The sequence below is a fragment of the Bacillus sp. MYb209 genome (assembly GCF_002975175.1).
Classification (GTDB): Bacteria; Bacillota; Bacilli; order Bacillales; family Bacillaceae_G; genus Bacillus_A.
Map to the genome: position 1 here is coordinate 58043 of NZ_PCNZ01000013.1, position 24734 is coordinate 82776.

Genomic DNA, 24734 nt, shown 5'->3' on the forward strand with positions numbered 1-24734 from the left:
ATGAGATAAACCTTGGTTTCGTTCTGCGCGAATCAAGGTTTTTTTGTGTTGAATGGAGTAAGGCGGGGGAGTATATCGATTTATCGGCAAAAAAACTACTACAAAATAAAAAAGCTTGGGATATTCCCAAGCTTTTTTCACTTCATTATTTCTTTTCGTCTTTTTTAGCGTCAGCTTTTGGCTCTTCGAAAAGATTTTTTAAATCTTTATCGTCAACTTTTACGTCAGCTTTTTTGATTTCTTTCATCATAAGATCGTTCATAAATTGAGCATCTTGTGATTTCTTTTGAACAAGGTCTTTTTTGATGTCGCCTTTTACTTCATCAAATGGTTTTTGTTCTTTAATATCTGTTACTTTAATGATGTGGTAACCGAATTGTGATTTTACAGGTTCGCTTACTTCATCTTTCTTCATTTTATAAGCAGCATCTTCGAATTCTTTAACCATTTTACCAGCTGTAAAGTAGCCAAGGTCTCCGCCTTTTTCTTTTGAACCAGTATCTTCAGAGTATTGTTTCGCTAAATCTTCGAAAGATTTACCTTGTCCAAGCTCTTCTTTAACCTTTTTCGCAGTAGCTTCATCTTTTACAAGAATGTGGCTTGCTTTAATTTCAGGCTTGTAGTTTTCTTTTAGTTCTTTATCAGTAATTGTTTTTTCAATCGCTTGTTCTTGAGCTAATGAAGCGCGAACGCCATTTTTAACTGTTTCTTCTTTAAGACCTTGTTGTTTCATTAGTGTATCGAATTGGTCACCGACTTGCTTTTTCATTTCATCGTACTTTTTGTCTACTTCTTTGTCATCGACTTTGTAGTTTTTAATAAGTACTTTTTCCATAACCATGTTATTTAGTACTTGTTTACCAGCTGTTTGTTTCATTTGAGTGTAGAACTCTTCTTTTGTAATGTCACCAGCTTTAGATGTAACAATTTTGTCTGATGATGATGATGTTCCACATGCTGATAATGCGATTACACTTGTAGCGGCTAAGGCAAGCATAGCTTTCTTCATTCAATAAACACTCCTACTATTATGTATTTTTAATTTATCCCGTACAAATGAAGAAACGCCTTATGATAGGTTATTTTCGTTCATAAGAACCTGATTAAGTCTCACTGATGTCTTTGCTTTTTTAATATGTAAAAGCACGCTTAACAGGGCTTACCGAGGCTTTAGGATAAAGTTTAGATGCGTGTCGTTTATTTCATAGTATAAGCAATATGTACAAAATTTAATATATCATATTTCGACGGGTTTTCCTATTGATAAAGTGAAACTTTAATCCTTTGGGTGAAGTGTCCCAAAGGATTATTAGTTGAACGAATCGGGCATTAACGGGCAGTTTCATTAGGTTTTACTTCATTTTGCCTACTGCCCGTTAATGCGGGATAAAGAAATTTTAACCAGTTTGTGTCAGATTTTGAAAGGGTACCATATTGGGCGCATGTCGCATATACAGAAAATAGGAGGGGATGGGGGATGAATTCAAAACTTATTTTATTACTTGTACTGTTTATTTTATTAGTTATAGTAGGTATAATTTGCTTATAGAGGAAAAAAATGAGGAAGGGGCTTTCCTTCCTCACTTTCCATGAAATATAATTTCTATATAACTAGAAATTAATAGAATGGTAATACATACATTAATAACTCGAAAGACACCGGGCTGGCGGCTCGCAGATATTTGTTTTCGCTCACACAGTGTATGTGTCATGAAATTCGTGTAAAATATAACAAGAAGTGCGAATGCGACAAAAACAACGGTTATAAGAGTCATGAGGCGAGACCTCCTTTTGGCTAAAATACATATACTTTATATATTGTATCATACGATATTTTGTTCGTGTTACAAAATTCAGAAATAGAAGACTTTGTGTTAGGAAGCGAGGGAGAAAATGGACGTTGTAAGAAGACTAGAACAAGCTGAATACTACGTAGACCTACTATTTAAAATGATTGATGAAGAAAAGTGTCCATTTTATTCTTTAATCATAAAGAAAAAAGCTCGTAAAAAAGACATTGAACGTATAATAAAACTTTGTGAAAAGCTGAACGAACAATATGTAGTGGAGAAAGCAGAAGGGCTGCTTTTGTTCGATGCGCTGCTAGATCAATTTGAAAAAGCGCTTCCACATCAGCTCGAAGTACACGAAACTGCGGAAGCGCTAGCAAAACAGGGCTTATTTGTGCCACTTATGAATGAATTCTTACGCATGATTGCAAAAGGATAAATAGATTATTTCTTAACTAATTTTTGATCGGTCTCCGTAAAGTTCTCCTCAATATTCTCTAATGATTTCTCAAAAATATCGATGAAGTCCTGTCCGTAAATATTGCGAAGGATCGCAATAAGTTCGATATTTTCTGGGAACTTACCGTAAAAATTACGAAGTTCAAGTGCCCCATTAAAAACAGAATTATTTTCAGGGTCATACTCCTCCATTAAGCGAAGTAGTAATTCTTCCCCTTTGTCTGTAATTTCAATGTACGTATTTCGTTTATCATCTTCTTTTTTAGAGAATACAAGATAGCCGCGTTCTTCTAGCTTTTTAGAGAAGTTAAACGCCGTTGATACGTGCATAACTCCAAACTTAGCAATCTCAGAAATAGAAGCCCCTTTTAAATGATAAGCGATTGATAAAATATGATGCTCGTTAATGTTTAAATCGTAAGGTTTAATCCATTGTTGCCAATCTTTCTCTACGCATTTCCATAACGCTTTCGATAATTGAGCAATACGTTGGCTGAAAATCATCGCTTCTTTTACCGAGTAATTTTTTTCTCCACTTTTCATTTACTCACCCACTTTAACATTCTTTTTTCATTATTATCTATTATGCCAGTAAAATAAAAATTAATAAAGTCTTTTTGTGAGAATTGTGAAAATTTTTCGGAAAAACGATATTCTATACAAATCATGCATAACTATGGAAGCGTTTTATGAGTCAAGAATACATGTGTTGTCTTTACATGTTAAGGGATAACATATATTGTAAATGCATAAAAACACGGTATATCTATGTGATATGCCGTGTCAATGTCAATTCGTATGAAAAATATTTGTTATATGCAAAAAACTAAGCAGGAATATGTTTACGCTTTTTCTGGAACGGCTTCTTGTAGTTTCTCAATTGACTTTTGAATGTCTAAAATTTCTTTTTCAATATGTCGTTTGTTTTGAGAAATATCTTGTTTCCAGTTAGAAAGAGTGTCATGCATATCGTCTTTTAGTTCTTGGAATACTTCTTTACCTTCTGAAGCAGTTTCAACGATTTGACGCTTTAATAACTTTGTATCAGCTGTAATATCAGCTAAAGTCTTTTTAATATCAGTCCCTTTTTCTTTCAGCTTACCGCGCATAGCTTTACCAGAAGAAGGAGTTGAGAAAAGAACGGCTAGTCCAGCAACTGCTCCGCCGCAAAGTACACCTGTAATAAAGGATTTAGCTTTTGACATAAAAGGAAACCTCCTTATTTTTCGTTCGTATTCATGATGTATAAAAGTGTGCATATCTTTAAGACAAGGGGAAGAAAAGTGAGCTTTTCTCTCTTGTACATGCTATGCACAAAAAATCATACCCCCGGCATTTTTTGTGAAGAAACAAGCCATGCAATAAATGCCAGAGGAATCGGTTTGTTATGTATTACTTCTTATTATAGTGGCACTATTTCACACCATTTGCAATTGTACTTGCGATGTTTTGTAAATTTTCCATTGTGTATTCATTTTGGTGTGATTTCCAAACAGCACCGAAACCATCGTTTTCACCGTAGCGTGGAATTAAATGAAGGTGGAAGTGGAATACAGTTTGTCCAGCTTTCTCGCCGTTATTGTTAAGTAGGTTGAAACCAACTGGATTAAATTCTGCTTTCATTGTATTTGCGATTTTTGGAACGACAGCAAAAATATGTGATGCGATTTCTGGCGTTAACGCAAAAATGTCTTGTTTGTGTACTTTCGGAATAACAAGAGTATGTCCTTTTGTTACTTGACTAATATCTAAAAATGCGAGTACATGTTCATCTTCGTATACTTTTGAGCAAGGGATTTGCCCGTCAATGATTTTACAAAAAATACAATTGTCCGCTGTATGATTCATCGATCTCATCCTTTCAAATAGCCTTAGCCGTATTTTACCATAATTACATAGGAGAACAAACACGAAAAACAGGAAGCTGACTCAGCTTCCTGTTTTCTGAAGAGGGATTGAAAAAGCATTTTTTATAATTTACGGTTCGCAGACACCTCATTTATTTAAGAAATGCACGGTAAATCGGCTAAAGTTTCTGCCGTAGACACCCCATTTTCAAGTGAAATGAATTGCAATCTTTTTTTAAAATGAAATTGTTTATTTTTTAAAACAGTATATGCTCTTTCGGAGACACCCCGTTTCGAAAATGAAACAAATGATCTGGTTATGTGTAAATTTCTTTGTCCAACATGGACACCCCATTTCATGATGACTTCACTGTGTTGTTGTACTCATCAATTGGTGGTTGCTTTTTCAATGTGTTCCTTCTTCACTAATTATGATGTCCGCTTTCGTAAAAATATATGCCAAAAAATTTAAAATTTTTTTTGAAGGCATCGATACTATGTAGTGCACCATGATTTTTGGTAAGATGAATATATACATTTCTTACAAAAGAGAATGAATATAAATGAAGAAAGTGGTGTCGTATGAGCGAGTTATTGCGTGTAGAAAATGTTACAGGAGGATATACGAAACGGCCTGTACTGCAAAATGTTTCGTTCTCTGTTAATAAAGGCGAACTTGTCGGCTTAATCGGTTTAAATGGAGCTGGGAAAAGTACGACAATTAAACATATCATCGGTTTAATGGAGCCGAAAAAAGGAACTGTCACAATTAATGGGAAAACAATTCGTGATGATATGACAGCGTACCGTTCTAGTTTCTCCTTCATTCCAGAAACGCCAGTATTATATGATGAGTTAACGTTAGAAGAACATTTGAAATTGACAGCGATGGCGTACGGTGTAGATGAAAAACAATATGAAGAACGCGTAGGACAATTATTACAAGAGTTTCGCATGAAAAATCGTTTAAAATGGTTTCCGTCTCATTTCTCAAAAGGGATGAAACAAAAAGTGATGATTATGAGTGCATTTTTAGTTGAACCATCTCTTTACATTGTGGACGAACCTTTCGTTGGTCTTGATCCGTTAGCGATTCAATCACTCCTTCAAATGATGGATCAAATGAAAAAGAGTGGTGCGGGCATCTTAATGAGTACACATATTTTAGCGACAGCAGAGCGCTATTGTGATTCATTCATTATTTTACATCAAGGTGAAGTGAGAGCGATGGGAACATTATCAGAACTTCAATCACAATTTAATATGCCTGGTGCAACGTTAGATGATATTTACATTGCATTAACAAAGGAAGAAGATTATGAATAGCACAGCGTTATGGAAAGAACGATTTCGGCACTTTCTAAAAGAAGTTCGTACATATAGTAAATACGTATTTAATGATCATTTGAAATTTATTTTCGTATTTATCATCGGCGCAGGAGCGTATTATTACCAGCAATGGTTACAAACGTTAACACCTTCGTTTCCGACAGCGATTGTTATGGCAGTCTTACTTGGCCTCGTATTAACAGCCGGATCCATACAAACGTTATTAAAAGAAGCGGACCTCGTTTATTTACTGCCAGTTGAAGAAAAGTTAAAGCCTTACTTTACAAAGGCATTTCTCTTTACGTTTATGATTCAGTTATACATAATCGCAATGGTAGCAGCTGCGCTTGCCCCGTTATACTTCCAGCAAATGAAACAAACAGGAGCGGCTTACATATGGATTGTAATCGCGTTTGTCATTGTAAAGGCGTGGAATTTATTCGTAGCGTGGGAAAAATCATTTTTAACAGATCAAAGCGTTCAAAAAGCAGATTGGTTCATTCGTTTTATCTTAAACGGCTTATTTGTGTACTTCCTTGTAGAACGTACTTCAGTCATTTTTACCGGTGTAATTGTCTTTTTAATGGCGCTATACCTTGCTGTTATGCATCAAAAGGTGAAGGGAAAGCCGCTAAACTGGGAGTATTTAATTTCTGAAGAAGGTAAAAAAATGATGCTGCTGTACCGCATTGCGAATATGTTCGTTGATGTACCAGCGTTAAAAGAGAGAGTATCACGCCGAAAATGGCTTGATTTCATTCTTTCGATGATCGGTGAGAAACGTACATATTTATACTTATATACGAGAACATTTTTAAGATCAGGTAACTATTTCGGATTATATGTGCGTTTACTCGCTCTTGGCGGGATTATTCTTTACTTCATCCCATTTTTATATGGACGCTTTATCGTAAGTCTTATTTTCTTATACTTAATCGGCTATCAGCTATTAACCCTTTGGAAACATCACCGCATGAAAATTTGGCTTGATTTATATCCAGTAGGGGGAGATGAGAAGAAGAAAGATTTTCTTACTTTATTAAATGCGATTCTCATCATCGGTAGCGTTGTGTTTACAGTTATATTTGCATTTGCGACGAAAGATTTCATGATGACCGGCATTTTATTTGTCGTAAGCATATTATTTAGTATTGGTTTCGTTTATCAATACGGTGCAAAGCGCATTGAGCGTTTAAACTGAAAGGAATGAACCTATGATTACATATGAAGAGAAGGTTATAAAAGAATTGGAGCAGTGGAAAGCTACATTCATGAAAGATTCTTCTATGATGACACGGTTCTCTAAAAAAGTGCAGGTGAAAGTGCAGCAGCTAGTGCCCGCGAAAGTACAAAAGGTACTAACAGAAACGATTCGGATGATGGTACAAACAATTAGTGCTGGATCAAACTTCATAAAACCGAAGCTAAAAAAAACGAACTGGTCACTGCAAAGACGAGACGATGAAGTACGTAAAAAAATGGATGAGTACAAAAAAGTCGCAGCGGCAGAAGGGGCCGGAACAGGAGCAGGTGGTATTCTCCTCGGCCTTGCTGATTTTCCGCTTCTACTTACCATTAAAATAAAATTTTTATTTGATGCAGCAACATTGTACGGATTTGATACGAGTAAAAAAGAAGAACGCCTTTTTATCCTTCACGTTTTCCAACTTGCTTTTTCGAGTGATGACTATAGAAAAGAAGTATGGAAAGCAATTGAAACGTGGGATACAGAAGAAGAAAATCATATGGACTGGGAAAAGTTCCAAACAGAATACCGAGACTATATAGATTTAGCAAAAATGCTTCAGCTCGTCCCGATAATCGGTGCCCCGGTCGGTGCATATGCGAACTATCAATTACTGCAAAGGCTTGGGGAAGTGACGATGAATTGTTATCGTATGCGCTTGCTTAATAGAAATTGATTTGCTTAACAAAAAACATCCTAAATGTGTAATTTAGGATGTTTTTTGCTATTTCTATTCATATTTTTAAAAATATTACCAATAATATACAGATAAAGGATATTTGGTTATAAAGTTACTTGAGCTTACTTTACTGTATTTAGGGGTGCAAAATATGAAAGTATCAATATTTATCACTTGTGTTGCAGATGTTTTTTATCCAGAAGTAGGAAGAGATGTTGTGGAAATTCTTGAAGATTTAGGGTGTGAAGTTGATTTTCCTAAAAATCAAACGTGCTGCGGACAACCTGCTTATAATAGCGGGTATGTTAAAGAAACAAAAACAGCTGCAAAACATATGATTGAAGCCTTTGCTAGTTCAGAATATGTTGTGGCACCATCAGGGTCTTGCGCTATGATGGTTCACGAGTTTTCTAGCTTATTTTCTGAAAGTGAAGCGGAGTGGAAGAAAAAAGCTACTGAACTTGCAAATAAAACATATGAGTTCACGCAATTTCTTGTTGAAGTATTAGGGAAAGAAGACTTAGGTGCGGAGCTTCATAAAAAAGCAACGGTTCATACATCTTGTCATATGAGCCGATTAATGGGGATTAAGGAACCGCCGCAAAAATTATTAAAATGTGTAAAGGGACTGGAAGTTGTTTCACTACCGCATAATTATGATTGCTGCGGATTCGGGGGTACATTCTCAGTGAAAATGCCAGAAATTTCTGAGCAAATGGTTGAGGAAAAAGTAAAGCATATTATGGAAACCGGTGCGGAAGTGTTAATTGGGATGGATTGTAGCTGCTTAATGAATATAAAGGGACGTTTAACACGTAATGGTTATCCAATTGATGTAAAACATATTGCTCAAGTATTAAATGAAGATCGAAAATAAGAGGGGGATATAGAGATGGGAATGAAAATTGGGAACGATCCCTTTCATAAGCGTACTGAAACAGGCATCGGGGATCAATTTATGCGACAGGCTGTTAGGAAAGCGCAAGATGGTCTTAGAATCAAGAAATTAAAAGCTACTGAGAGTCTTGGGAATTGGGAGGAATGGCGAGCTTTAGGAGAAGAAATTCGAAAGCATACATTAGAAAACCTGGATTATTATTTATATCAACTGAGTGAAAATATTGAAAAAAACGGTGGTTTTGTTTATTTTGCAAAGACTGCAGAAGACGCAAGGGAATATGTAAAAGGGATTGTAAAAAAGAAAAATGCGAAAAAAATTGTGAAATCAAAATCTATGGTAACGGAAGAGATTAGTTTAAATGAAGCGATTGAAGAAGCTGGAGCGGAAGTGTTAGAAACAGATCTTGCTGAATTTATTCTACAAGTGAACGACCACGATCCTCCGTCACATATTGTTGTTCCGTGTCTTCACAAGGATAAAGAACACATTTGTGAAATATTTAAAACAAAGTTAGATTATACTGGAACATCTGATCCTACGGAAATGGCGAGGTTTGTAAGATCTTATTTACGTGATGATTTTTTTGCAGCGGATATAGGGGTGACTGGATGTAACTTTGCTGTTGCAGAGTCTGGGTCAATTTCTATCGTAGCAAACGAAGGAAATGCAAGACTTACTACGACACTTCCGAAAACGTTGATTACAGTTATGGGGATGGAACGTATTGTTCCGACGTGGGAAGAGCTTGATGTTTTAGTAACACTTCTATGCCGAAGTTCTGTAGGGCAAAAGTTAACAAGTTATATTACAGGGTTAACTGAGCCTGGCGGGACAGATGGACCTGAGGAATTTCATTTAGTCATTGTTGATAATGGTCGTTCCGATATTGTAGGAACAGAATTCCAAAGTGTCCTTCAGTGCATTCGTTGCGCGGCATGTATTAATGTGTGTCCTGTATACAGGCATATTGGTGGACATGCATATGGCTCTATTTATCCAGGACCAATTGGAGCTGTGTTGACACCGCTTTTAGGGGGATATGATGAATATAAAGATTTACCTTATGCATCTAGTCTTTGTGGTGCTTGTACAGAAGCGTGTCCAGTGAAAATCCCGTTACATGACTTATTAATTAAACATCGCAGCCGCATTGTAGAAGAAAAACAATCACCTGTAGCTTGGAACGTGGCTATGAAAGGTTTTGAAAAAGCGGTGAAGAGTCCTAGACTATTTTCTTTTGCTGCGAAGAGCGCTCCGTATGCATTAAAACCTCTTGCAAAAGGGGATAAGATCGAGCGCGGAATTGGGCCGTTAAAAGCTTGGACGGACGCGAGAGATTTTCCAGTTCCGAAAAAACAACCGTTTCGAGAGTGGTTTGAAAAACACGTAAAGGAGAACGATGATGGCCATCCAAAATCGTGAGGAATTTTTACTCCAATTATCAGAAAAGCTTGGTAGGAAACGTCCAGAAGCAGTGAAAAGACCGAAATGGTTTTTTGCCCCGCAGTGGAATGTATTTGACGGACTCACACAAGATGAACTTGTATTAAAGTTAATGGAGCACTGCGAAGTGATTCATACAGAAGTAAAGCGAACAACAAAGGAAAATCTTGTTGAAACATTTCAATCTTTTATAAAAAAATGGAACATTAAATCAGTTATGTGTTCGAATGATGAGCGCTTTAATGAGTATGGTCTCACTCCATGTTTCAAAAATGAAGGTACAACACATTTTCGTACATGGGGATTAGAACATAAGGAAGAAGACATAGAATTTGCGAAAGCTGCTGACCTTGGCATTACGTTCAGTGATATGACTTTGGCAGAATCAGGAACCGTTGTGCTATTTAATGACGGGTTAAAAGGAAGACATGTTAGCCTTCTTCCAGAGTCCTATATTGCAATCGTTCCTAAAAGTACGATTGTACCAAGATTAACACATGCTACAAAACTTATTCATGATCAAAATAAAGCGGGAGAAAAACTGCCGGCTTGTGTGAATTTCGTTTCTGGTCCGTCAAATAGCGCAGATATTGAAATGAACCTTGTCGTAGGTGTACACGGGCCAATCAGAACAGCGTACATTATTGTGGATGATCAATAATGATTTACGTTTGCGACAGAGCGCCCACGCATGCGAGTTGGAAATATAGATGAAACATTATAAGAATACCGAAAATAGAGAGCGCTGGCTGTTAAATATAACTGGTGCTTTTTATTTTGCGTGCCCTTATTGGTGAAAGTCCAGTCGCCTAGTGGCTGGCAGGCAACTGGTGGAGAAATCCTAAGAAGGAAAAATGTAATCTGTTTCAGTTTTCTACGCTACTATAACTAACTGAATTGTGTCTTTTCTTAGAAGCTAAGCACACTATAACTAGCTCCAATTATAATGAATACGATAAAGAGCAGAATGAGTAATAAAAGCCCACTACTACCGCCCTTACCATCTTTGCCATCTTCACCGCCGCGGCTACCACTATCACCTTTACCGCCATATCCCATATGAATGGCTCCCTTATTGTTATACGTTGTTTTTACTTTATATTTTTCTAGGTTCATCAAGAAGTTCCTTTAAAAACTCTAATTAACTTGCAAATCATTCATTTTCATTTTACAATTTACTTACCGACCGGTAAGTAAAAAAAGAAGAGGTACAGTATGACAAAAAATTTACAAACATCGCAGAACATTGTAGAGGCATCATTTAAACTAATGGCAGAGCACGGTATTGAGAAGATGAGTCTTTCAATGATTGCGAAAGAAGTAGGCATATCAAAGCCAGCTATTTATTATCATTTTCCGTCTAAAGAAGCGCTAGTTGATTTTTTATTTGAAGAAATATTTTCTGGATATCATTTTGTCAATTACTTCGATAAAGAACAATATACGAAAGAAAACTTTGCAGAAAAGTTAATCGCAGATGGTTTACATATGTTGTCTGAGTATAAAGGTCAAGAAGGCATACTACGCGTCATAAATGAATTTATCGTAACTGCGACGCGAAATGAAAAGTACCAGAAACGCTTATTTGAAATACAAGAAGAGTTTTTAAATGGATTCCACGATTTATTAAAGCAAGGTGTGGAACTTGGCGTTGTGTCACAACATGCAACAGAAGAAAACGCGCATACGTTAGCGCTCGTTATTGATAATATGAGTAATTACATATTAATAGGATTCGATTTAAAGTATAAAGAAATTTGGATTCAAAATGTGAAAAACGTAATGAAGGGGGAATAAAGATGAAAATGCAAAAAAACTGGTGGCTCGGGTTTTTGGGGTTTATTGGAGTGTATAAAATTCCAGGTATGATTGAAGCTTTTCAAGCGGATAAAGGTTGGTTTGCATTAATTAGTTTAGTTTGGCTACTTTGGTTCGGATATTTTATTCCTGAGAAAAAAGAGGATAAACAATAAAATTTCAATTTTATGTAAAGTTATGTAAAATATAGATTGAGAGTATTCATATATTATATTACTAGATTTGGAGTGGTTATATGGAGCCATTGAAAAATGAAATTCATCCTGACATGGTCAAGGTGTGGAAAACGCGTTCCTTAATTGAGCTAGGAATTAGTATTATAGTCATTTTGGCATATCTTTTCTTTATGATTAAGTTTAATTGGTGGGCTTGGATTTTCTATGTGCTCATCGGATTAACAATTGTATATACGCCGTTTGATTACTTTACGTTTCCGAAACTTCGTCAACGTTATTATAGCTATCAATTAAATGAAGAAGAGCTTGAAATTCAACACGGTCTTTTCGTTGTAAAGCGCGTATTAGTACCGATGATTCGTGTACAGCACGTTACGATTGAACAAGGGCCAATTATGAGAAAACATGGATTAGCAGAATTACATATTTCAACAGCGGCAACTTCTCATAGTATTCCCGACTTAACGATGTATGAAGCAGAAATGTTAAAAACGAGAATCGCAGAATTAGCGAAAGTGAGTGATGAGGATGTATAAGAGGCAGCATCCAATCACGATGTTATTAGAATTAAAAATAACAGATTTTATACCATTAATTATTTTCATGTTTAGTTTAAATGGAAAGTTTCCATTTTGGTATTTAATTCCCGCTGCATTCGGTTTACTCACCGTTTTTTCAGCGTTTGAAAAATGGTATTACACAACATACTGGGTTGAAGATAACGTATTACATGTTAAACAAGGGCTCTTTGTGAAGAAGGAGAGCTACTTAAATAAAGAACGTGTTCAAACGATTAATACAAGTTCTAACGTGTTATATCAAATGCTCGGTTTAAAGAAAATTCAAATCGAAACAGCTGGCGGAGGCGATGATGCAGAAGTAAGCCTAGCTGGTATTACGGAAGATGAGGCGAAGGAGCTTATTTCCTTACTAAATGAGCCAACTCCAGAAGTGAAAGCAGAAGAAACGTTAGAAGAAGTAGTAGAAAAAGAAGTCATTACAGAGGAAAAGCAAGCGACAGAGTACAAATTAACTTTGAAAGAAATTTTATTAGCATCTGTTACATCTGGTCAATTTGGATTACTATTCTCCTTAATATTTTTCGTTTACCATCAAGTAGATGAGTACATTCCGAAATGGATTAAAAACAGGGTAGAGTCTTATGTTATGGACCATGATGTATATGGGTGGATTTACATGGCAGCTATTTTACTCGTCATTTCGTGGATTGTATCCACGATTGGTTATGCATTAAAACATGGGAATTTCACAGTAAATCGAAAAAATGATGAAGTGCGTATTTCTCAAGGTTTGCTTGAAAGGAAAGAGCTTGTACTAAAGTTACACCGTATTCAAGGTATTACGATAAAAGAAGGTATTTTACGTCAGATGTTCGGTTATTGTGCTGTACAAGTAGAAGTCATTCAAAGTAAGGGAATGGGAGAAGAGAAAGAAAAAGTTACACTGCATCCGATTATTCGAAAGGATCGTGTGCAAGATTTACTTGTACATTTACAATTACCATATGAACTGAATACGAACATTACATCATTACCAAAAGCGGCACTACGCCGCTACTTAATAGATAGTTTTATTTTCTTCGCTATGCTAGCAATCCCGCTTACTGGAATAAGTATATACTTTGAAAAGTATTTCATCATGTGGGCTGTATTACCGCTTGCTATCCTCATCTTTACACTTGGATATGCAACATTTAAAACAAATGGTTACGGTGTAAACGGAGAACAAATTACACTTGTTTACCGCAGTATTGGGAAATATACAGGGCTTGTCAGAAGAAGACACGTGCAGTCAATTGAAAAGACACAAGCATATTTCCAGCGCCGAGCGGATTTATGTACGTATAAGTTCTCTAGTGCATCATCAGATTACAAACTAGAGCATATAAGAGTAGAAGATGCGGAGAGAATGCAGGATTGGTATAAGAAGAGAATAAGTGAGGATTAACTTGAAAAGGCTTGCCTATTATGAAAGGCAGGCTTTTTTGTTATAGAGAAATGAGTAGCTTGAAATCGGACTAGGCTTTCTTTAGTTTAATCCATATATTAGTACAACTACAGTGCACATTTATTAATATGTATTAGAAAAAAGGTAGTACGCTTCTATTTCTAGAAATTTTGTGGAAGTTTTGATATAAATGGTATACTAAAATAGAAATAGTATTAGGAGGTTGTATATGATAAGTCAGTTGAAAAGAGAAGCACTTGATGCATTAAAAGGAAAATGGGGATTAGCGGTAGGGGCAACCATATTACTTGGAATCCTTATTGGAGCTGTCGAACTTCTAATCACAGGTGTTTTCTCGATTTTTTGGGGCTGGAAAGAAGCAAGTGATTCGCTTACAGTAAATATTATTGCAATGCTTGTTATCGGTCCGTTAACAATAGGCGCCTATTATCTTGTTTTAAATGTAATCCGTGGGACTAGTGCTCGCATTGGTCATTTATTTAGATGGTTTAGCGATGGAAGTAAGTTTATGAAGTCATTTTTAACATATTTACTAATGTATGTATACTTGATGCTATGGACATTACTTCTTATTATTCCGGGTATTATTAAATCATTTTCTTATTCTATGACGTATTTTATTTTGAATGATCATCCAGAATACACAGCGAATCAAGCAATTACCGAAAGTCGCCGTATGATGAATGGACATAAAATGGATTACTTTTTACTATGCTTAAGTTTCCTTGGCTGGTTCATTTTAAGTATTCTTACTATGGGAATCGGTTTCTTATGGTTAGCGCCTTATTTTTACGCGACATCGGCAGCATTTTATGAAGAGATTTCAAAAGAATATTATAAAAAAGAAGATACTATCTTCTAATAAAACATCTAAACCACCTATCCCCTAAAGAATATAGGGAACAGATTTAATATGTGGCCCGTTTTCGGGGTTCACTTCAGGATAAGGTATAGGTTTTTATATAGAAATTCTTCCCTCTATGTTTTATCATAGAGGGTTCTTTTTGCTGTGTTATGCTAATTTATACTATAGAATAGAAAGTTAGTTGGTCTTGATTAAGTGAGAATTAATTGGAATGGCTCGTCTTTCATGGAAGACGGGTTATTTTTTTATATAAAAATGATAGAAAATAATTAATAATATATGTAAAGAAAAAAGTGAGGTGAATGTGATTGGGGAAATTTTTAATACCGTATTCATTTTCTATATTAAGTTTATTTGTTTCATTAACGGTACTTGATTTATATGATAGAATGGAAAGATTTAATGAGGAGACTTCGACCATACTTGGAAATATAATTCAAGCTACTGCGCAAATGGGAGTCCTTACATTGTATTTTGGAGCACCTATTATTTTAGGTGGATGTCTTCTTGGAGAGTTATTGTTTAGATTTATCATTGTACCATTTAAATTGAGCTATATTATATCTTTACTATTATATTTGCTTTTAGCTTTTAGTATTGTTTTTATCTTTTTTTTCGTAACGATAGGAATGCCAACTACATATGAAGATTCTAGTACTCTTCAAATGATGTATTTCATGGGGATAACTATGATTTGCGCTGTTACATTCTTTGTGAACCGGAATATATGGGAGAAAAAATAAGTTAATAATGGAGTGAACAAATGAAATACACTTGTCCATGCTGCGGATATAAAACATTAGAAGAAGAACCACCAGGTACATATGAAATTTGTAAAATATGTTATTGGGAAGATGATGAGGTTCAGTTTAACGATCATGACTTTGAAGGCGGAGCAAATAAGGCCTCGTTAAGGCAAGCGCAGAAAAATTTCATTGCGTTTGGTGCTTGCGAGGAATGTTGTATGGGATTAGTTAGAAAGCCGACTAGCGAAGATGTGAAGGATGTTAGTTGGAAGCAAATTTTATAAATAAAAATGATATAAAAAAAGCATCTAGCAAAAGTACTAGATGCAAATAAAAACACAAGGGAAGATAAATGTCTTCCCGTTTCCCGTAAGTAATTATATCAAAAAAATTATAAAAAACTAGCTTTATTTTTAATATAATTGATGTGTGAAGCTATGAAAGTAAAAGATTACACTATTTTCGTAGTGTTTTATTAAAAAAAGAGTTGTGTCCATGATTAATTTCAAACCAGAAAATTTAAACCAACTATTAAAAGTGATGCTGATTAGTGCAAATAAGTCTTATGACGCGATTAAAGATTATGAATTTACAGGCAAATCGGTAGCGTTCCGTATAGATTTTGAGTATGTAGATGTTGCTCTTATGGTTACAGATATGTTAGGAAGATCTGCTTCTAAATTTAACATTTTGCCATATGCTCGTCCTAATACGAATGAAATAGATTACATACAGTTTCAAGTGTATTCGATTAATGAAGGGAATTTTAAAGAAATGCTCGATACGATGTGATAACTATAATTTTACAAAACTGTATATAAAACCTTATTTTCTGCTAATATATAATTAATAAATTCATATAATTGGAGTGATGAGATGCAGCCGTTAGAAAAGGAGATTCATTCTAATATGCTAAAAGTGTGGAGAAGTCACGCTTTAATTGGGGCGGCAGTTATACTAGCAGTCGTAATTGCGTATTTCTTTTTTATGATCAATTTTAATTGGTGGGGCTGGTTGTTTGGATTGTTAGTAACAGGCGCTATTACATTTATACCACTTGATTATTTTGTGTTTCCAAATTTACGTCAGCGTTATTATAGTTACAGATTAAATGAAGAAGAGATTGAAATTCAAAAAGGAATGTTCGTTGTAAAGCGCGTGCTTATTCCGATGATCCGCGTGCAGCACGTAACGATTGAGCAAGGGCCAATTATGAGAAAGTATAATTTAGCAGAATTACATATTTCAACAGCGGCAACTTCTCATAGTATTCCAGGCTTAACGAAAGAAGAAGCAGAGCAGTTGAAAAGACAAATTGGAGAACTTGCGAAAGTGAGTGATGAGGGTGTATAAGAGGCAACATCCGATCACGATATTATTAGGTATTAGAATTGCGGGTTTATTGCCTTTTATCTTTCTTGTAATATTTCGCTCTGATGAGAACGAGCCTTGGTATTTGTTTTATTTTGTTTTGTTGTTTCTATTATTCGTTATGGCAATCTTTTCAGCTGTAAAATGGTATTTCAAAGTGTACTGGATTGAGAATAATATTTTACATATAAAACACGGTGTTTTTGTGAAGAAGGAAAGTTATTTAAATAAAGACCGTGTGCAAAACATTAGTACATCTTCTAATGTCATTTACCAACTGCTTGGACTTGCGAAATTAAATATTGAAGTAGCGGGCGGCGGTAGTGAGCCAGAAGTGATGTTAGCTGGTATTAAAGAAGATAAAGCGAAGGAACTGATTGCTTTATTACATAAAGAGAGCAGCGTTTTGAGTGAAGAGGCGCCCGCAGAAGAAGAAAGTAAGACGGTTTATCAGTTAACAGCGAAAGAAATTTTATTCGCATCCATTACATCTGGCAGATTCGGGTTAGTATTTTCTGGACTACTGCTTATTTACACAGAGTTTAATGAATTTCTTCCGAAATGGCTCATAAATAAAGTAGAAGCGTATGTGATGGATAACGGTGTATATGAATTAATTGTTATGGCCGCGATTTTAATGGCGATTTCGTGGGTCATTTCTACAATTGGCTATGCGTTAAAATATGCGAACTTTAAAGTAGAGCGAAACGGAAATGAAATTCGCATCGTACAAGGATTATTTGATAAGAAAGAGTTTGTTTTAAAACTACACCGCATTCAAGCGATTACTGTGAAAGAAGGAATTCTTCGCCAGCCTTTCGGTTATTGTTCTGTCGAAGTGGAAATCATTCAAAGTATAGAATCCGCCGGTAATGAAGTGATGTTACATCCTTTCATGAAGAAAAAAGATGTACAGCAGTTACTTGCCTATTTACAGTTGCCGTATGAAATAGAAGAAGAAATCGTTCATTTACCGAAGGCTGCATTGCGCCGTTACGTCGTAATGGGCTGGATTACAAGTGCTGTGCTCGCTGTGCCAATCGCTGGTGCGAGTATATATTTTAAACAACATACTGCGTTGTTCGTTCTTATACTGCTATTTATTGTATTTACAATACTTGCATACGCTAGGTATAAAAGTGGTGGATATATGATACGAGAAAATCAGTTAATAATGGTGTACCGAGGCCTTGCGAAATATACAGGAAGCATGCGAAGAAGGCATGTTCAAGTAGTAGGATATAATCAGTCGCATTTTCAAAAGAAAGACGAGTTATGTACAGCTGCCATATCGGTAGCGGGGCATAGGTATAAAGTGAAGCATATGCGAAAAGAAGACGCGCTTTGCATATATAATTGGTACAAAGAAAAAGGAAACACCAGTGTGTAATGGTGTTTCCTTTTTTGTCGTTAAATCGATATCTTTAGTCGAATCGTTGATATATTTCAAGATGTGATAGATATATTGAAAAAATCGTTCATATAATTTCACATACCGTGGGCTCCGAACTCAGCAAACTAAACTAACACATCAAAAGTAGTCACGAACGACGGGCGAGAGAAAATGCTTTTTTGCTGTTCTGCATGTGGATGCGCCTGTGCTTCTGCATGTGCAGGGCGTTTTTTATGAGCGTTTTCGAATGAACGTGATTCTGTCCAGTTTTTAAAGTTTTGCTCTGTTTCCCACATCGTTAAAATGACATATGTATCATTACTTAATGGGCGAAGAACGCGGATTGCCTGGAAACCAGGTTCGTTTTCGATAAGACCTGCACGGTTTTTAAAACGGTTTTCAAATACAGGGCGACCTTCGTCTGTTACAGAAATGTTGTTACAAACGATGTAGCCAGGTTGTCCTTTAAATTCTCCAACAGCGTCTAATACGTCATACTGAAGTGCAGATTCTACAGATTCTTCAGTATTTTCTTTGTAAAACATATCTTTTTCGTTATTTTTTGCAGTGAAATATGCCTGTTCTAGAGGTGTTTCGTATGAAATAATAGCCTTCATTTTAATGCCCCCTTTATAGTTTGTCTCTATTATATCAACTCTTGTGAAAAACTTCGAAGATTATATACATAAAGATAGTCCTTTTTCAAATAATAAATGTACCATCATTTGGAAAGAAGGCCGATGTATGAAGAAAGCAAAGTGGACTTTATTAGGCGGGGTAGCAACGTTTGTAGTAGCGATTGTACTCTATAAACTTATTGTGTTAACTGGTGGCTATATGATGGATGAAAAGCAGCTTGTTTTCCACTCTTCATCACGTATCGTTGACCAGAAAGGAAAAGAAATTACGAAGTTATATGTAGAAAATAGAGAGCTCGTGCCGATCGAAGAAATTCCAAAGTACGTGCAGCAAGCATTTATTGCTGTGGAAGATTCTCGTTTTTATGAGCATCAAGGAATTGATTACCCTTCTATATTTCGGGCGCTTTATAAAGACGCATTAGCTGGAGAGAAGGTAGAAGGCGGTAGTACAATTACGCAGCAACTAGCTAAAAATGTCTTTTTAACTCACGAAAAAACATTTACGCGTAAATTGAAAGAGGTCGCAATTTCTCTTCAATTAGAGCAAAAATATACGAAGCAGCAAATTCTTGAAATGTATATGAACCATATTTATTTCGGTCATGGGGCATATGGTATTCAAGCGGCAGCAAAGTTGTATTTTAATAAAAATGTAGAAGATTTAACAGTGGAAGAGGGAGCCATGCTTGCAGGGCTTCCGAAAGCGCCAAATGGCTATTCACCGTACGTATCTTCTGAGAAGAGTAAGGCACGCCGTGATTTTATTTTGTCACTTATGCATAAACAAGGCTATTTAACAGCGGAAGATAGTGTTCGTTACCAAGGAAAAACAATCGCTCTTTATAAAAATTCAGATGAACGTGAACTCGCATATATGCCGTATATCGATATGGTTATAGATGAAGCGGCGCGTTTATATGGTTTATCGCATCAAGAAGTACTGCGCGGAGGATATACGTTTGTCGTACCGATGGATGAAAAAGTTCAAAAGGTAGCATATAACCAGTTTCAAGATGCGAGAAATTTCCCTGGTAAAGAAAACGGGGCGCAAGGTGCATTTTTATTAATGGATAATCAGACTGGCGGAATTAAAGCCGCGATTGGAGGAAGAGGGTATGTTCCGAGAGGGCTTAATCGCGTTTTTGCAAAGCGGCAGCCTGGTTCTGTTTTAAAGCCGCTTATTGTATATGGACCTGCACTCGAGACGAAGAAATATAATCCATATTCTTTATTAACGAATGAAAAAAGTTCGTTTGAAGGCTATGAACCTCGAAATTATAATCATGAGTATGCGAAAGAGATGACGATGTACGATGCGGTATTAGAATCAGCAAATGTGCCAGCTGTATCTTTATTAAATGAATTAGGGGTAGATGAGGGAAAGCAATATTTAGAGAAAGGGAATGTTCATATTGCGGACTCAGGTTTAAGCACAGCACTTGGCGGGCTGAAAAATGGTGTTTCTCCATTTGATCTTGTCAAAATGTACCGATCTTTTTTAGCAAATGGGAATATTATCGAACCGCACGTTATCGATAAAGTATTAAATAGACACGGAGCAGTCATTGGAGAATCATCAAAAGCTGAAACGAAAGTCTTTTCGAAGCAAACGGCATGGTATATGACAAAGATGCTTGAAGGAGTTGTGAAAGAAGGTACGGCGAAAGCTGGCGTATATAATGGAGCTTTAGCTGGAAAAACAGGCACAACTTCATTGCCGAATGATGACCATGGCGCGCGTGATATGTGGTTTGTTGGATATACACCGAATTTAGTAGGTGCAGTTTGGATTGGCTATGACCGCACCGATAAAGAGCATCAATTACAAGATGGGAATGCATCTGCAACGATGTTATTTAAAAAGATTTTAACGAAAGCAAATATACAAGATAAAGCGAGTTTTCATAGACCAAAAGGTGTTGAAACAATTGGGCTGCCGATTCGTTTAGATAAGATTAAAAACGTGGAAGCAAAACTAGCTTTTAGTCCTTTCGGTTTATTTGCAATGAAACTAAGCTGGACGCCGCTTCCTGATGAGAGAATTATGTATCGAATTTATAAAGTTGAAAAAGGAATGCATACTCACGTTGGAACGGTAAAAGGAACAGGGAAATATGAGGAAAAGTTTATTAATATATTCTCAAAACCAAGTTTTTACGTTGTGCCATATAACACACAAACGAACCGTGAAGGAGAAAAGTCAAAAGTAGCTAAACCGTAGTTTTTCTCTGTGCTATAATAAGAATGTTGTGAAAATAGTAAACGGTTTTACGAACGTTTGTGTCAATTTAATGAACAACGTACATAATGTTATGCATTTTGTTTTTACAAGCTGTATAGTAAAAAAAGATAAATATCGGAATAGAGCATATTTAAAGAAAAAGCATTGGTAAGGAAGGGAGCTAGGGTCTTGGTAAGAACTATAAATGAGACATTTTTAAAAGCATGTAAGGGGGAACGTACAGAGTATGTACCAGCATGGTATATGCGTCAAGCGGGTCGTTCACAGCCGGAATATAGAAAGATAAAAGAGAAATATTCTTTATTTGAAATTACACATAATCCAGAGTTGTGCGCTTACGTTACAAAGTTGCCAGTTGATCAATATAACGTAGACGCAGCAATTCTTTATAAAGATATTATGTCACCACTACCTGCAATTGGTGTTGATGTGGAAATTAAATCTGGCATTGGTCCAGTTATCGATAATCCAATCCGTTCTTTACAAGACGTAGAAAAATTAGGGGAAATCAATCCAGAAGATGATGTACCTTACATATTAGATACAATTCGTTTATTAACGACAGAAATGTTAGATGTACCGTTAATCGGTTTTTCGGGAGCTCCATTTACGTTAGCGAGCTATATGATTGAAGGCGGTCCTTCTCGTAACTATCATAATACGAAGGCGTTCATGTATGCAGAGCCGAAAGCTTGGTTCGCTTTAATGGATAAGCTTGCAGATATGGTTATTACATATTTAAAAGCGCAAATTAACGCAGGAGTAAAAGCTGTTCAAATTTTCGATTCTTGGGTTGGAACAGTAAATGTAGCGGATTACCGCATATTTATTAAACCAGCGATGGAGCGTATTTTTGCAGAAGTTCGCACGATGGGTGTTCCAATGATTATGCACGGCGTTGGGGCTGGACACTTAGTGAATGAATGGCACGACTTGCCTCTTGATGTAGTAGGTTTAGATTGGCGCTTACCAATCGAAGAAGCACGCGCGCGCGGTGTTCATAAGGCGGTACAAGGAAATATGGATCCTTCGTTCTTACTAGCGCCTTGGCCTGTTATTGAAGAACATGTAAAAGGTATTTTAGATCAAGGGATGAAGCAGCCAGGTTACGTATTTAACTTAGGTCACGGCGTATTCCCAGAAGTAAATCCAGATACATTAAAACGCTTAACTACATTTATTCATGAATACTCTAAAGAGCAGTTAGCGAAGTAAAGGAGATTGGCTGTATGAAAAAGAAAATTGGTTTGCTTGTAATGGCATACGGAACGCCATATAAAGAAGAAGATATTGAACGTTACTATACAGATATTCGCAGAGGAAGAAAGCCAAGTCCTGAAATGCTAGAAGATTTAACAGAGCGTTACCGTGCAATTGGTGGTATTTCTCCTTTAGCTACTATTACATTAGAGCAAGCTAAAAAGTTAGAGACGCGTTTAAATGAAATGCAAGATGAAGTAGAGTACCACATGTATCTTGGTTTAAAACATATTGAACCGTTCATTGAAGATGCAGTACAAGCTATGCATAAAGATGGAATAGAAGATGCAATTGCACTCGTTCTTGCCCCTCACTATTCTACTTTTAGCGTGAAGTCGTATGTAGGACGAGCGCAAGAAGAAGCAGAAAAACTTGGAAACTTAACAATTCACGGCATTGATAGCTGGTATAAAGAACCGAAATTTATTCAGTATTGGGTCGATGCAGTGAAAGGTATATATAACGGTATGTCAGAAGCAGAACGTGAAAAAGCAGTGTTAATCGTATCTGCACATAGCTTACCAGAGAAAATTATCACACTCGGCGATCCATATCCAGATCAATTAAATGAAACAGCTGACTATATTGCACGTGGTGCTGAAGTAGCAAATTATGCAGTTGGCTGGCAAAGTGCCGGAAATACACCAGATCCTTGGATTGGTCCAGATGTACAAGATTTAACGAGAGAACTAAATGAAAAGTACGGCTACAGTTCATTCGTATATGCACCAGTTGGATTTGTTGCGGAACATTTAGAAGTTTTATATGACAATGACTTTGAGTGTAAAGTTGTAACGGATGAAATTGGCGCGAAATATTATCGTCCAGAAATGCCAAACGCATCATCTGCATTTATTGACTGTTTAGCAGATGTTGTATTAAAGAAAAAAGAATCTGTAATGTAAGTAGAAAGGGGGAGCTTACTTGAGGGGAAAAGTTGTGATCATCGGCGGTGGCATCACAGGATTAACAACAATGTATAACTTACAAAAAGAAATTCGTGAAAAAAACTTGCCGATAGATGCATTGCTTATAGAAGCGTCTGGTAAACTTGGTGGGAAAATTCAAACCGTGCAAAAAGATGGATTTACAATTGAACGTGGCCCTGATTCCTTCTTAGCAAGAAAAAAGAGTGCAGCTAAATTAGTGAAAGAATTAGGACTTGATGCTGAACTTGTAAATAATGCGACTGGTCAATCGTTCGTTCTCGTAAACAATCGGCTACATAAAATGCCGAGCGGTTCAATGATGGGAATTCCAACGCAAATTACGCCGTTTCTCTTTTCCGGATTGTTCTCCCCAATTGGTAAATTAAGAGCTGGTTTTGACTTGTTAATGCCTAGATCAAAACCAGTTTCTGATCAATCACTCGGGCAGTTTTTCAGGCATCGTCTTGGAAATGAAGTCGTTGAAAATTTAATTGAGCCATTATTATCTGGTATTTATGCAGGGGATATTGATGAAATGAGTTTAATGTCAACATTCCCTCAAATTTATCAAATTGAACAGGAGCACCGTAGTATTTCACTCGGTATGCGTACGCTCGCTCCAAAACAAGAGAAGGCTGAAATGAAAAAGGGAATCTTTAAAACTGTGAAAACCGGTTTAGAATCTATAGTAGAATCTCTTGAAGTGAAGATTCCTAATGATATGGTAATGAAGGGAACTCGTATTGAAAAAGTTGCAAAACTTGGTGATAGTTATACGATTACTCTTAGTAACGGAAAAGAAATGGAAGCAGATGCGATTGTAGTTGCAGCACCGCATAAAGTATTACCGTCTATGTTTGCGCAGTACAAGCAGTTTCGTTTCTTCCGTAACATTCCGTCTACATCAGTTGCAAACGTGGCACTCGCTTTCCCGAAGTCTGCAATTCAGCGTGATATTGATGGTACCGGATTTGTCGTATCAAGAAATAGTGATTACACGATTACAGCGTGTACGTGGACACATAAAAAATGGCCACATACAACGCCAGAAGGAAAAACGCTTCTTCGCTGTTACGTCGGACGCCCAGGTGATGAAGCGATTGTCGAACAAACGGACGAAGAAATTGTGCAGCTCGTATTAGAAGACTTACAAAAGACAATGGATATTACAGAGGATCCAGAGTTTACAATTGTAAGCCGATGGAAAGAAGCGATGCCTCAATATACAGTAGGCCATAAGGAGCGAATGCAGAAGCTCACAACATTTATGGAGGAAGAATTGCCAGGTGTGTATTTGGCAGGTAGTTCTTACGCTGGTTCTGGTCTTCCGGCTTGTATTGAGCAAGGTGAGAGAGCGGCACAGCGTGTGTTATCTCATTTAGAGAAAGTAATTGGAACCGAATTAGTCGCACATTAAAATATTTCAAACAAAACGCCTTCAATTATATTGAAGGCGTTTTGTTTATTGGATAAAATACCTGTTAGTCAATAAACCTATATAAGTTATTTTGTATTATAGTTTGAAAACTTGTAAATTAAATAAATTTTGTGTAAAACTTGTCGAAATAGCATTCTATATAACGAATCATTTGATATGATAGAAATGCTGA

The 24734-nt window shown here is 36.3% G+C and carries 28 protein-coding genes; 21 read left to right on the top strand and 7 right to left on the bottom strand.

Going from position 1 to position 24734, the window contains the following annotated elements:
* Window positions 1–145: 145 nt before the first annotated feature.
* Both prsA and CQZ94_RS18590 read right to left on the bottom strand, forming a co-directional pair.
* Window positions 146–1009, bottom strand: a complete 864-nt coding sequence (gene prsA, locus CQZ94_RS18585; RefSeq protein ID WP_105586541.1) for a peptidylprolyl isomerase PrsA — start codon at window positions 1007–1009, stop codon at window positions 146–148.
* A gap of 571 nt (window positions 1010–1580) precedes the next feature.
* Window positions 1581–1775 (bottom strand): hypothetical protein, encoded by a 195-nt coding sequence (locus CQZ94_RS18590; protein WP_000172692.1) that lies wholly within the window; start codon window positions 1773–1775, stop codon window positions 1581–1583.
* Window positions 1776–1893: 118 nt separating this feature from the next.
* Here CQZ94_RS18590 and CQZ94_RS18595 point away from each other — a divergent pair, with 118 nt between their 5' ends.
* Window positions 1894–2229 (top strand): DUF1878 family protein, encoded by a 336-nt coding sequence (locus CQZ94_RS18595; protein WP_105586542.1) that lies wholly within the window; start codon window positions 1894–1896, stop codon window positions 2227–2229.
* Between the two features lie 5 nt (window positions 2230–2234).
* Here CQZ94_RS18595 and CQZ94_RS18600 read toward each other — a convergent pair whose 3' ends face one another.
* The 3 genes from CQZ94_RS18600 to CQZ94_RS18610 all read right to left on the bottom strand — a co-directional run bounded on the left by CQZ94_RS18600 (window position 2235) and on the right by CQZ94_RS18610 (window position 4097).
* Entirely contained in the window at window positions 2235–2792 is a 558-nt protein-coding gene (locus CQZ94_RS18600; protein WP_002011118.1) for an HTH-type transcriptional regulator Hpr, read from the bottom strand.
* A 299-nt stretch (window positions 2793–3091) separates the two neighbouring features.
* The gene (locus CQZ94_RS18605; RefSeq protein ID WP_002011120.1) at window positions 3092–3454 is read right to left on the bottom strand and encodes a YtxH domain-containing protein; all 363 of its coding nucleotides are present in this window, start codon (window positions 3452–3454) and stop codon (window positions 3092–3094) included.
* A gap of 208 nt (window positions 3455–3662) precedes the next feature.
* The gene (locus CQZ94_RS18610; protein ID WP_105586543.1) at window positions 3663–4097 is read right to left on the bottom strand and encodes an HIT family protein; all 435 of its coding nucleotides are present in this window, start codon (window positions 4095–4097) and stop codon (window positions 3663–3665) included.
* A gap of 581 nt (window positions 4098–4678) precedes the next feature.
* Between CQZ94_RS18610 and ecsA the strand changes: the two genes are divergently transcribed.
* From ecsA to CQZ94_RS18645, 6 genes are all read left to right on the top strand, one after another.
* Window positions 4679–5422, top strand: a complete 744-nt coding sequence (gene ecsA, locus CQZ94_RS18620) for an ABC transporter ATP-binding protein EcsA (RefSeq protein ID WP_105586545.1) — start codon at window positions 4679–4681, stop codon at window positions 5420–5422.
* Window positions 5415–6626 carry an ABC transporter permease gene (locus CQZ94_RS18625; protein WP_105586546.1) on the top strand — a complete coding sequence of 404 codons (1212 nt, stop codon included), beginning with the start codon at window positions 5415–5417 and terminating at the stop codon, window positions 6624–6626. The genes ecsA and CQZ94_RS18625 overlap by 8 nt, the downstream gene beginning before the upstream one ends.
* 13 nt (window positions 6627–6639) lie before the next feature.
* Window positions 6640–7347, top strand: coding sequence for an ecs operon protein EcsC (gene ecsC / locus CQZ94_RS18630; RefSeq protein WP_105586547.1), 708 nt, complete (start codon window positions 6640–6642; stop codon window positions 7345–7347).
* Between the two features lie 154 nt (window positions 7348–7501).
* Window positions 7502–8227, top strand: coding sequence for a (Fe-S)-binding protein (locus CQZ94_RS18635; RefSeq protein ID WP_105586548.1), 726 nt, complete (start codon window positions 7502–7504; stop codon window positions 8225–8227).
* 15 nt (window positions 8228–8242) lie between these two features.
* A complete protein-coding gene (locus tag CQZ94_RS18640; RefSeq protein ID WP_105586549.1) occupies window positions 8243–9673 on the top strand; it encodes a LutB/LldF family L-lactate oxidation iron-sulfur protein in 1431 nt (476 codons plus the stop codon).
* Complete coding sequence (locus CQZ94_RS18645) at window positions 9654–10355, top strand: LutC/YkgG family protein (protein WP_105586550.1); 702 nt, start codon at window positions 9654–9656, stop codon at window positions 10353–10355. Before CQZ94_RS18640 ends, CQZ94_RS18645 begins: the two co-directional genes overlap by 20 nt.
* Window positions 10356–10603: 248 nt before the next feature.
* Here the strand turns inward: CQZ94_RS18645 and CQZ94_RS18650 are convergent, their stop codons facing one another.
* Window positions 10604–10810 (bottom strand): sporulation protein YjcZ, encoded by a 207-nt coding sequence (locus tag CQZ94_RS18650; RefSeq protein WP_258166031.1) that lies wholly within the window; start codon window positions 10808–10810, stop codon window positions 10604–10606.
* Between the two features lie 99 nt (window positions 10811–10909).
* Between CQZ94_RS18650 and CQZ94_RS18655 the strand changes: the two genes are divergently transcribed.
* The 10 genes from CQZ94_RS18655 to CQZ94_RS18700 all read left to right on the top strand — a co-directional run bounded on the left by CQZ94_RS18655 (window position 10910) and on the right by CQZ94_RS18700 (window position 18049).
* The gene (locus CQZ94_RS18655) at window positions 10910–11491 is read left to right on the top strand and encodes a TetR/AcrR family transcriptional regulator (RefSeq protein WP_105586552.1); all 582 of its coding nucleotides are present in this window, start codon (window positions 10910–10912) and stop codon (window positions 11489–11491) included.
* Window positions 11492–11493: 2 nt separating this feature from the next.
* A complete protein-coding gene (locus tag CQZ94_RS31250; RefSeq protein ID WP_181149522.1) occupies window positions 11494–11667 on the top strand; it encodes a hypothetical protein in 174 nt (57 codons plus the stop codon).
* 80 nt (window positions 11668–11747) lie between these two features.
* Window positions 11748–12224, top strand: coding sequence for a PH domain-containing protein (locus tag CQZ94_RS18665; RefSeq protein WP_105586554.1), 477 nt, complete (start codon window positions 11748–11750; stop codon window positions 12222–12224).
* On the top strand, window positions 12217–13656 hold the full coding sequence (locus CQZ94_RS18670) for a PH domain-containing protein (RefSeq protein ID WP_105586555.1): 1440 nt from the start codon (window positions 12217–12219) through the stop codon (window positions 13654–13656). The genes CQZ94_RS18665 and CQZ94_RS18670 overlap by 8 nt, the downstream gene beginning before the upstream one ends.
* A 229-nt stretch (window positions 13657–13885) precedes the next feature.
* Window positions 13886–14539, top strand: coding sequence for a DUF975 family protein (locus CQZ94_RS18675; RefSeq protein WP_105586556.1), 654 nt, complete (start codon window positions 13886–13888; stop codon window positions 14537–14539).
* A gap of 311 nt (window positions 14540–14850) precedes the next feature.
* A complete protein-coding gene (locus tag CQZ94_RS18680) occupies window positions 14851–15285 on the top strand; it encodes a hypothetical protein (RefSeq protein WP_105586557.1) in 435 nt (144 codons plus the stop codon).
* A gap of 20 nt (window positions 15286–15305) precedes the next feature.
* Window positions 15306–15572 (top strand): CPCC family cysteine-rich protein, encoded by a 267-nt coding sequence (locus CQZ94_RS18685; RefSeq protein ID WP_105586558.1) that lies wholly within the window; start codon window positions 15306–15308, stop codon window positions 15570–15572.
* A gap of 211 nt (window positions 15573–15783) precedes the next feature.
* Window positions 15784–16080, top strand: coding sequence for a protoporphyrinogen oxidase (locus CQZ94_RS18690; RefSeq protein ID WP_105586559.1), 297 nt, complete (start codon window positions 15784–15786; stop codon window positions 16078–16080).
* A gap of 84 nt (window positions 16081–16164) precedes the next feature.
* A complete protein-coding gene (locus tag CQZ94_RS18695) occupies window positions 16165–16641 on the top strand; it encodes a PH domain-containing protein (protein ID WP_105586560.1) in 477 nt (158 codons plus the stop codon).
* The gene (locus CQZ94_RS18700) at window positions 16634–18049 is read left to right on the top strand and encodes a PH domain-containing protein (protein ID WP_105586561.1); all 1416 of its coding nucleotides are present in this window, start codon (window positions 16634–16636) and stop codon (window positions 18047–18049) included. The genes CQZ94_RS18695 and CQZ94_RS18700 overlap by 8 nt, the downstream gene beginning before the upstream one ends.
* Window positions 18050–18177: 128 nt before the next feature.
* Here CQZ94_RS18700 and CQZ94_RS18705 read toward each other — a convergent pair whose 3' ends face one another.
* The gene (locus tag CQZ94_RS18705) at window positions 18178–18669 is read right to left on the bottom strand and encodes an antibiotic biosynthesis monooxygenase family protein (RefSeq protein ID WP_105586562.1); all 492 of its coding nucleotides are present in this window, start codon (window positions 18667–18669) and stop codon (window positions 18178–18180) included.
* A 127-nt stretch (window positions 18670–18796) separates the two neighbouring features.
* On the opposite strand from CQZ94_RS18705, the gene CQZ94_RS18710 reads away from it, so the two are divergent.
* The 4 genes from CQZ94_RS18710 (at window position 18797) to hemY (ending at window position 24541) form a co-directional block, all read left to right on the top strand.
* Complete coding sequence (locus CQZ94_RS18710; protein ID WP_105586563.1) at window positions 18797–20914, top strand: transglycosylase domain-containing protein; 2118 nt, start codon at window positions 18797–18799, stop codon at window positions 20912–20914.
* Between the two features lie 189 nt (window positions 20915–21103).
* Complete coding sequence (gene hemE, locus CQZ94_RS18715) at window positions 21104–22150, top strand: uroporphyrinogen decarboxylase (protein WP_105586564.1); 1047 nt, start codon at window positions 21104–21106, stop codon at window positions 22148–22150.
* 14 nt (window positions 22151–22164) lie between these two features.
* Complete coding sequence (gene hemH, locus CQZ94_RS18720; protein WP_105586565.1) at window positions 22165–23100, top strand: ferrochelatase; 936 nt, start codon at window positions 22165–22167, stop codon at window positions 23098–23100.
* A gap of 19 nt (window positions 23101–23119) precedes the next feature.
* Window positions 23120–24541, top strand: coding sequence for a protoporphyrinogen oxidase (gene hemY, locus CQZ94_RS18725; RefSeq protein ID WP_105586566.1), 1422 nt, complete (start codon window positions 23120–23122; stop codon window positions 24539–24541).
* Window positions 24542–24734 lie beyond the last annotated feature (193 nt).

Excerpts from the sequence above, each read along its gene's own strand:
- prsA (WP_105586541.1), bottom strand. The coding sequence starts at position 1,009 with ATGAAGAAAGCTATGCTTGCCTTAGCCGCTACAAGTGTAATCGCATTA.
- CQZ94_RS18590 (WP_000172692.1), bottom strand. The coding sequence starts at position 1,775 with ATGACTCTTATAACCGTTGTTTTTGTCGCATTCGCACTTCTTGTTATA.
- CQZ94_RS18595 (WP_105586542.1), top strand. The coding sequence starts at position 1,894 with ATGGACGTTGTAAGAAGACTAGAACAAGCTGAATACTACGTAGACCTA.
- CQZ94_RS18600 (WP_002011118.1), bottom strand. The coding sequence starts at position 2,792 with ATGAAAAGTGGAGAAAAAAATTACTCGGTAAAAGAAGCGATGATTTTC.
- CQZ94_RS18605 (WP_002011120.1), bottom strand. The coding sequence starts at position 3,454 with ATGTCAAAAGCTAAATCCTTTATTACAGGTGTACTTTGCGGCGGAGCA.
- CQZ94_RS18610 (WP_105586543.1), bottom strand. The coding sequence starts at position 4,097 with ATGAATCATACAGCGGACAATTGTATTTTTTGTAAAATCATTGACGGG.
- ecsA (WP_105586545.1), top strand. The coding sequence starts at position 4,679 with ATGAGCGAGTTATTGCGTGTAGAAAATGTTACAGGAGGATATACGAAA.
- CQZ94_RS18625 (WP_105586546.1), top strand. The coding sequence starts at position 5,415 with ATGAATAGCACAGCGTTATGGAAAGAACGATTTCGGCACTTTCTAAAA.
- ecsC (WP_105586547.1), top strand. The coding sequence starts at position 6,640 with ATGATTACATATGAAGAGAAGGTTATAAAAGAATTGGAGCAGTGGAAA.
- CQZ94_RS18635 (WP_105586548.1), top strand. The coding sequence starts at position 7,502 with ATGAAAGTATCAATATTTATCACTTGTGTTGCAGATGTTTTTTATCCA.
- CQZ94_RS18640 (WP_105586549.1), top strand. The coding sequence starts at position 8,243 with ATGGGAATGAAAATTGGGAACGATCCCTTTCATAAGCGTACTGAAACA.
- CQZ94_RS18645 (WP_105586550.1), top strand. The coding sequence starts at position 9,654 with ATGGCCATCCAAAATCGTGAGGAATTTTTACTCCAATTATCAGAAAAG.
- CQZ94_RS18650 (WP_258166031.1), bottom strand. The coding sequence starts at position 10,810 with ATGAACCTAGAAAAATATAAAGTAAAAACAACGTATAACAATAAGGGA.
- CQZ94_RS18655 (WP_105586552.1), top strand. The coding sequence starts at position 10,910 with ATGACAAAAAATTTACAAACATCGCAGAACATTGTAGAGGCATCATTT.
- CQZ94_RS31250 (WP_181149522.1), top strand. The coding sequence starts at position 11,494 with ATGAAAATGCAAAAAAACTGGTGGCTCGGGTTTTTGGGGTTTATTGGA.
- CQZ94_RS18665 (WP_105586554.1), top strand. The coding sequence starts at position 11,748 with ATGGAGCCATTGAAAAATGAAATTCATCCTGACATGGTCAAGGTGTGG.
- CQZ94_RS18670 (WP_105586555.1), top strand. The coding sequence starts at position 12,217 with ATGTATAAGAGGCAGCATCCAATCACGATGTTATTAGAATTAAAAATA.
- CQZ94_RS18675 (WP_105586556.1), top strand. The coding sequence starts at position 13,886 with ATGATAAGTCAGTTGAAAAGAGAAGCACTTGATGCATTAAAAGGAAAA.
- CQZ94_RS18685 (WP_105586558.1), top strand. The coding sequence starts at position 15,306 with ATGAAATACACTTGTCCATGCTGCGGATATAAAACATTAGAAGAAGAA.
- CQZ94_RS18690 (WP_105586559.1), top strand. The coding sequence starts at position 15,784 with ATGATTAATTTCAAACCAGAAAATTTAAACCAACTATTAAAAGTGATG.
- CQZ94_RS18695 (WP_105586560.1), top strand. The coding sequence starts at position 16,165 with ATGCAGCCGTTAGAAAAGGAGATTCATTCTAATATGCTAAAAGTGTGG.
- CQZ94_RS18705 (WP_105586562.1), bottom strand. The coding sequence starts at position 18,669 with ATGAAGGCTATTATTTCATACGAAACACCTCTAGAACAGGCATATTTC.
- CQZ94_RS18710 (WP_105586563.1), top strand. The coding sequence starts at position 18,797 with ATGAAGAAAGCAAAGTGGACTTTATTAGGCGGGGTAGCAACGTTTGTA.
- hemH (WP_105586565.1), top strand. The coding sequence starts at position 22,165 with ATGAAAAAGAAAATTGGTTTGCTTGTAATGGCATACGGAACGCCATAT.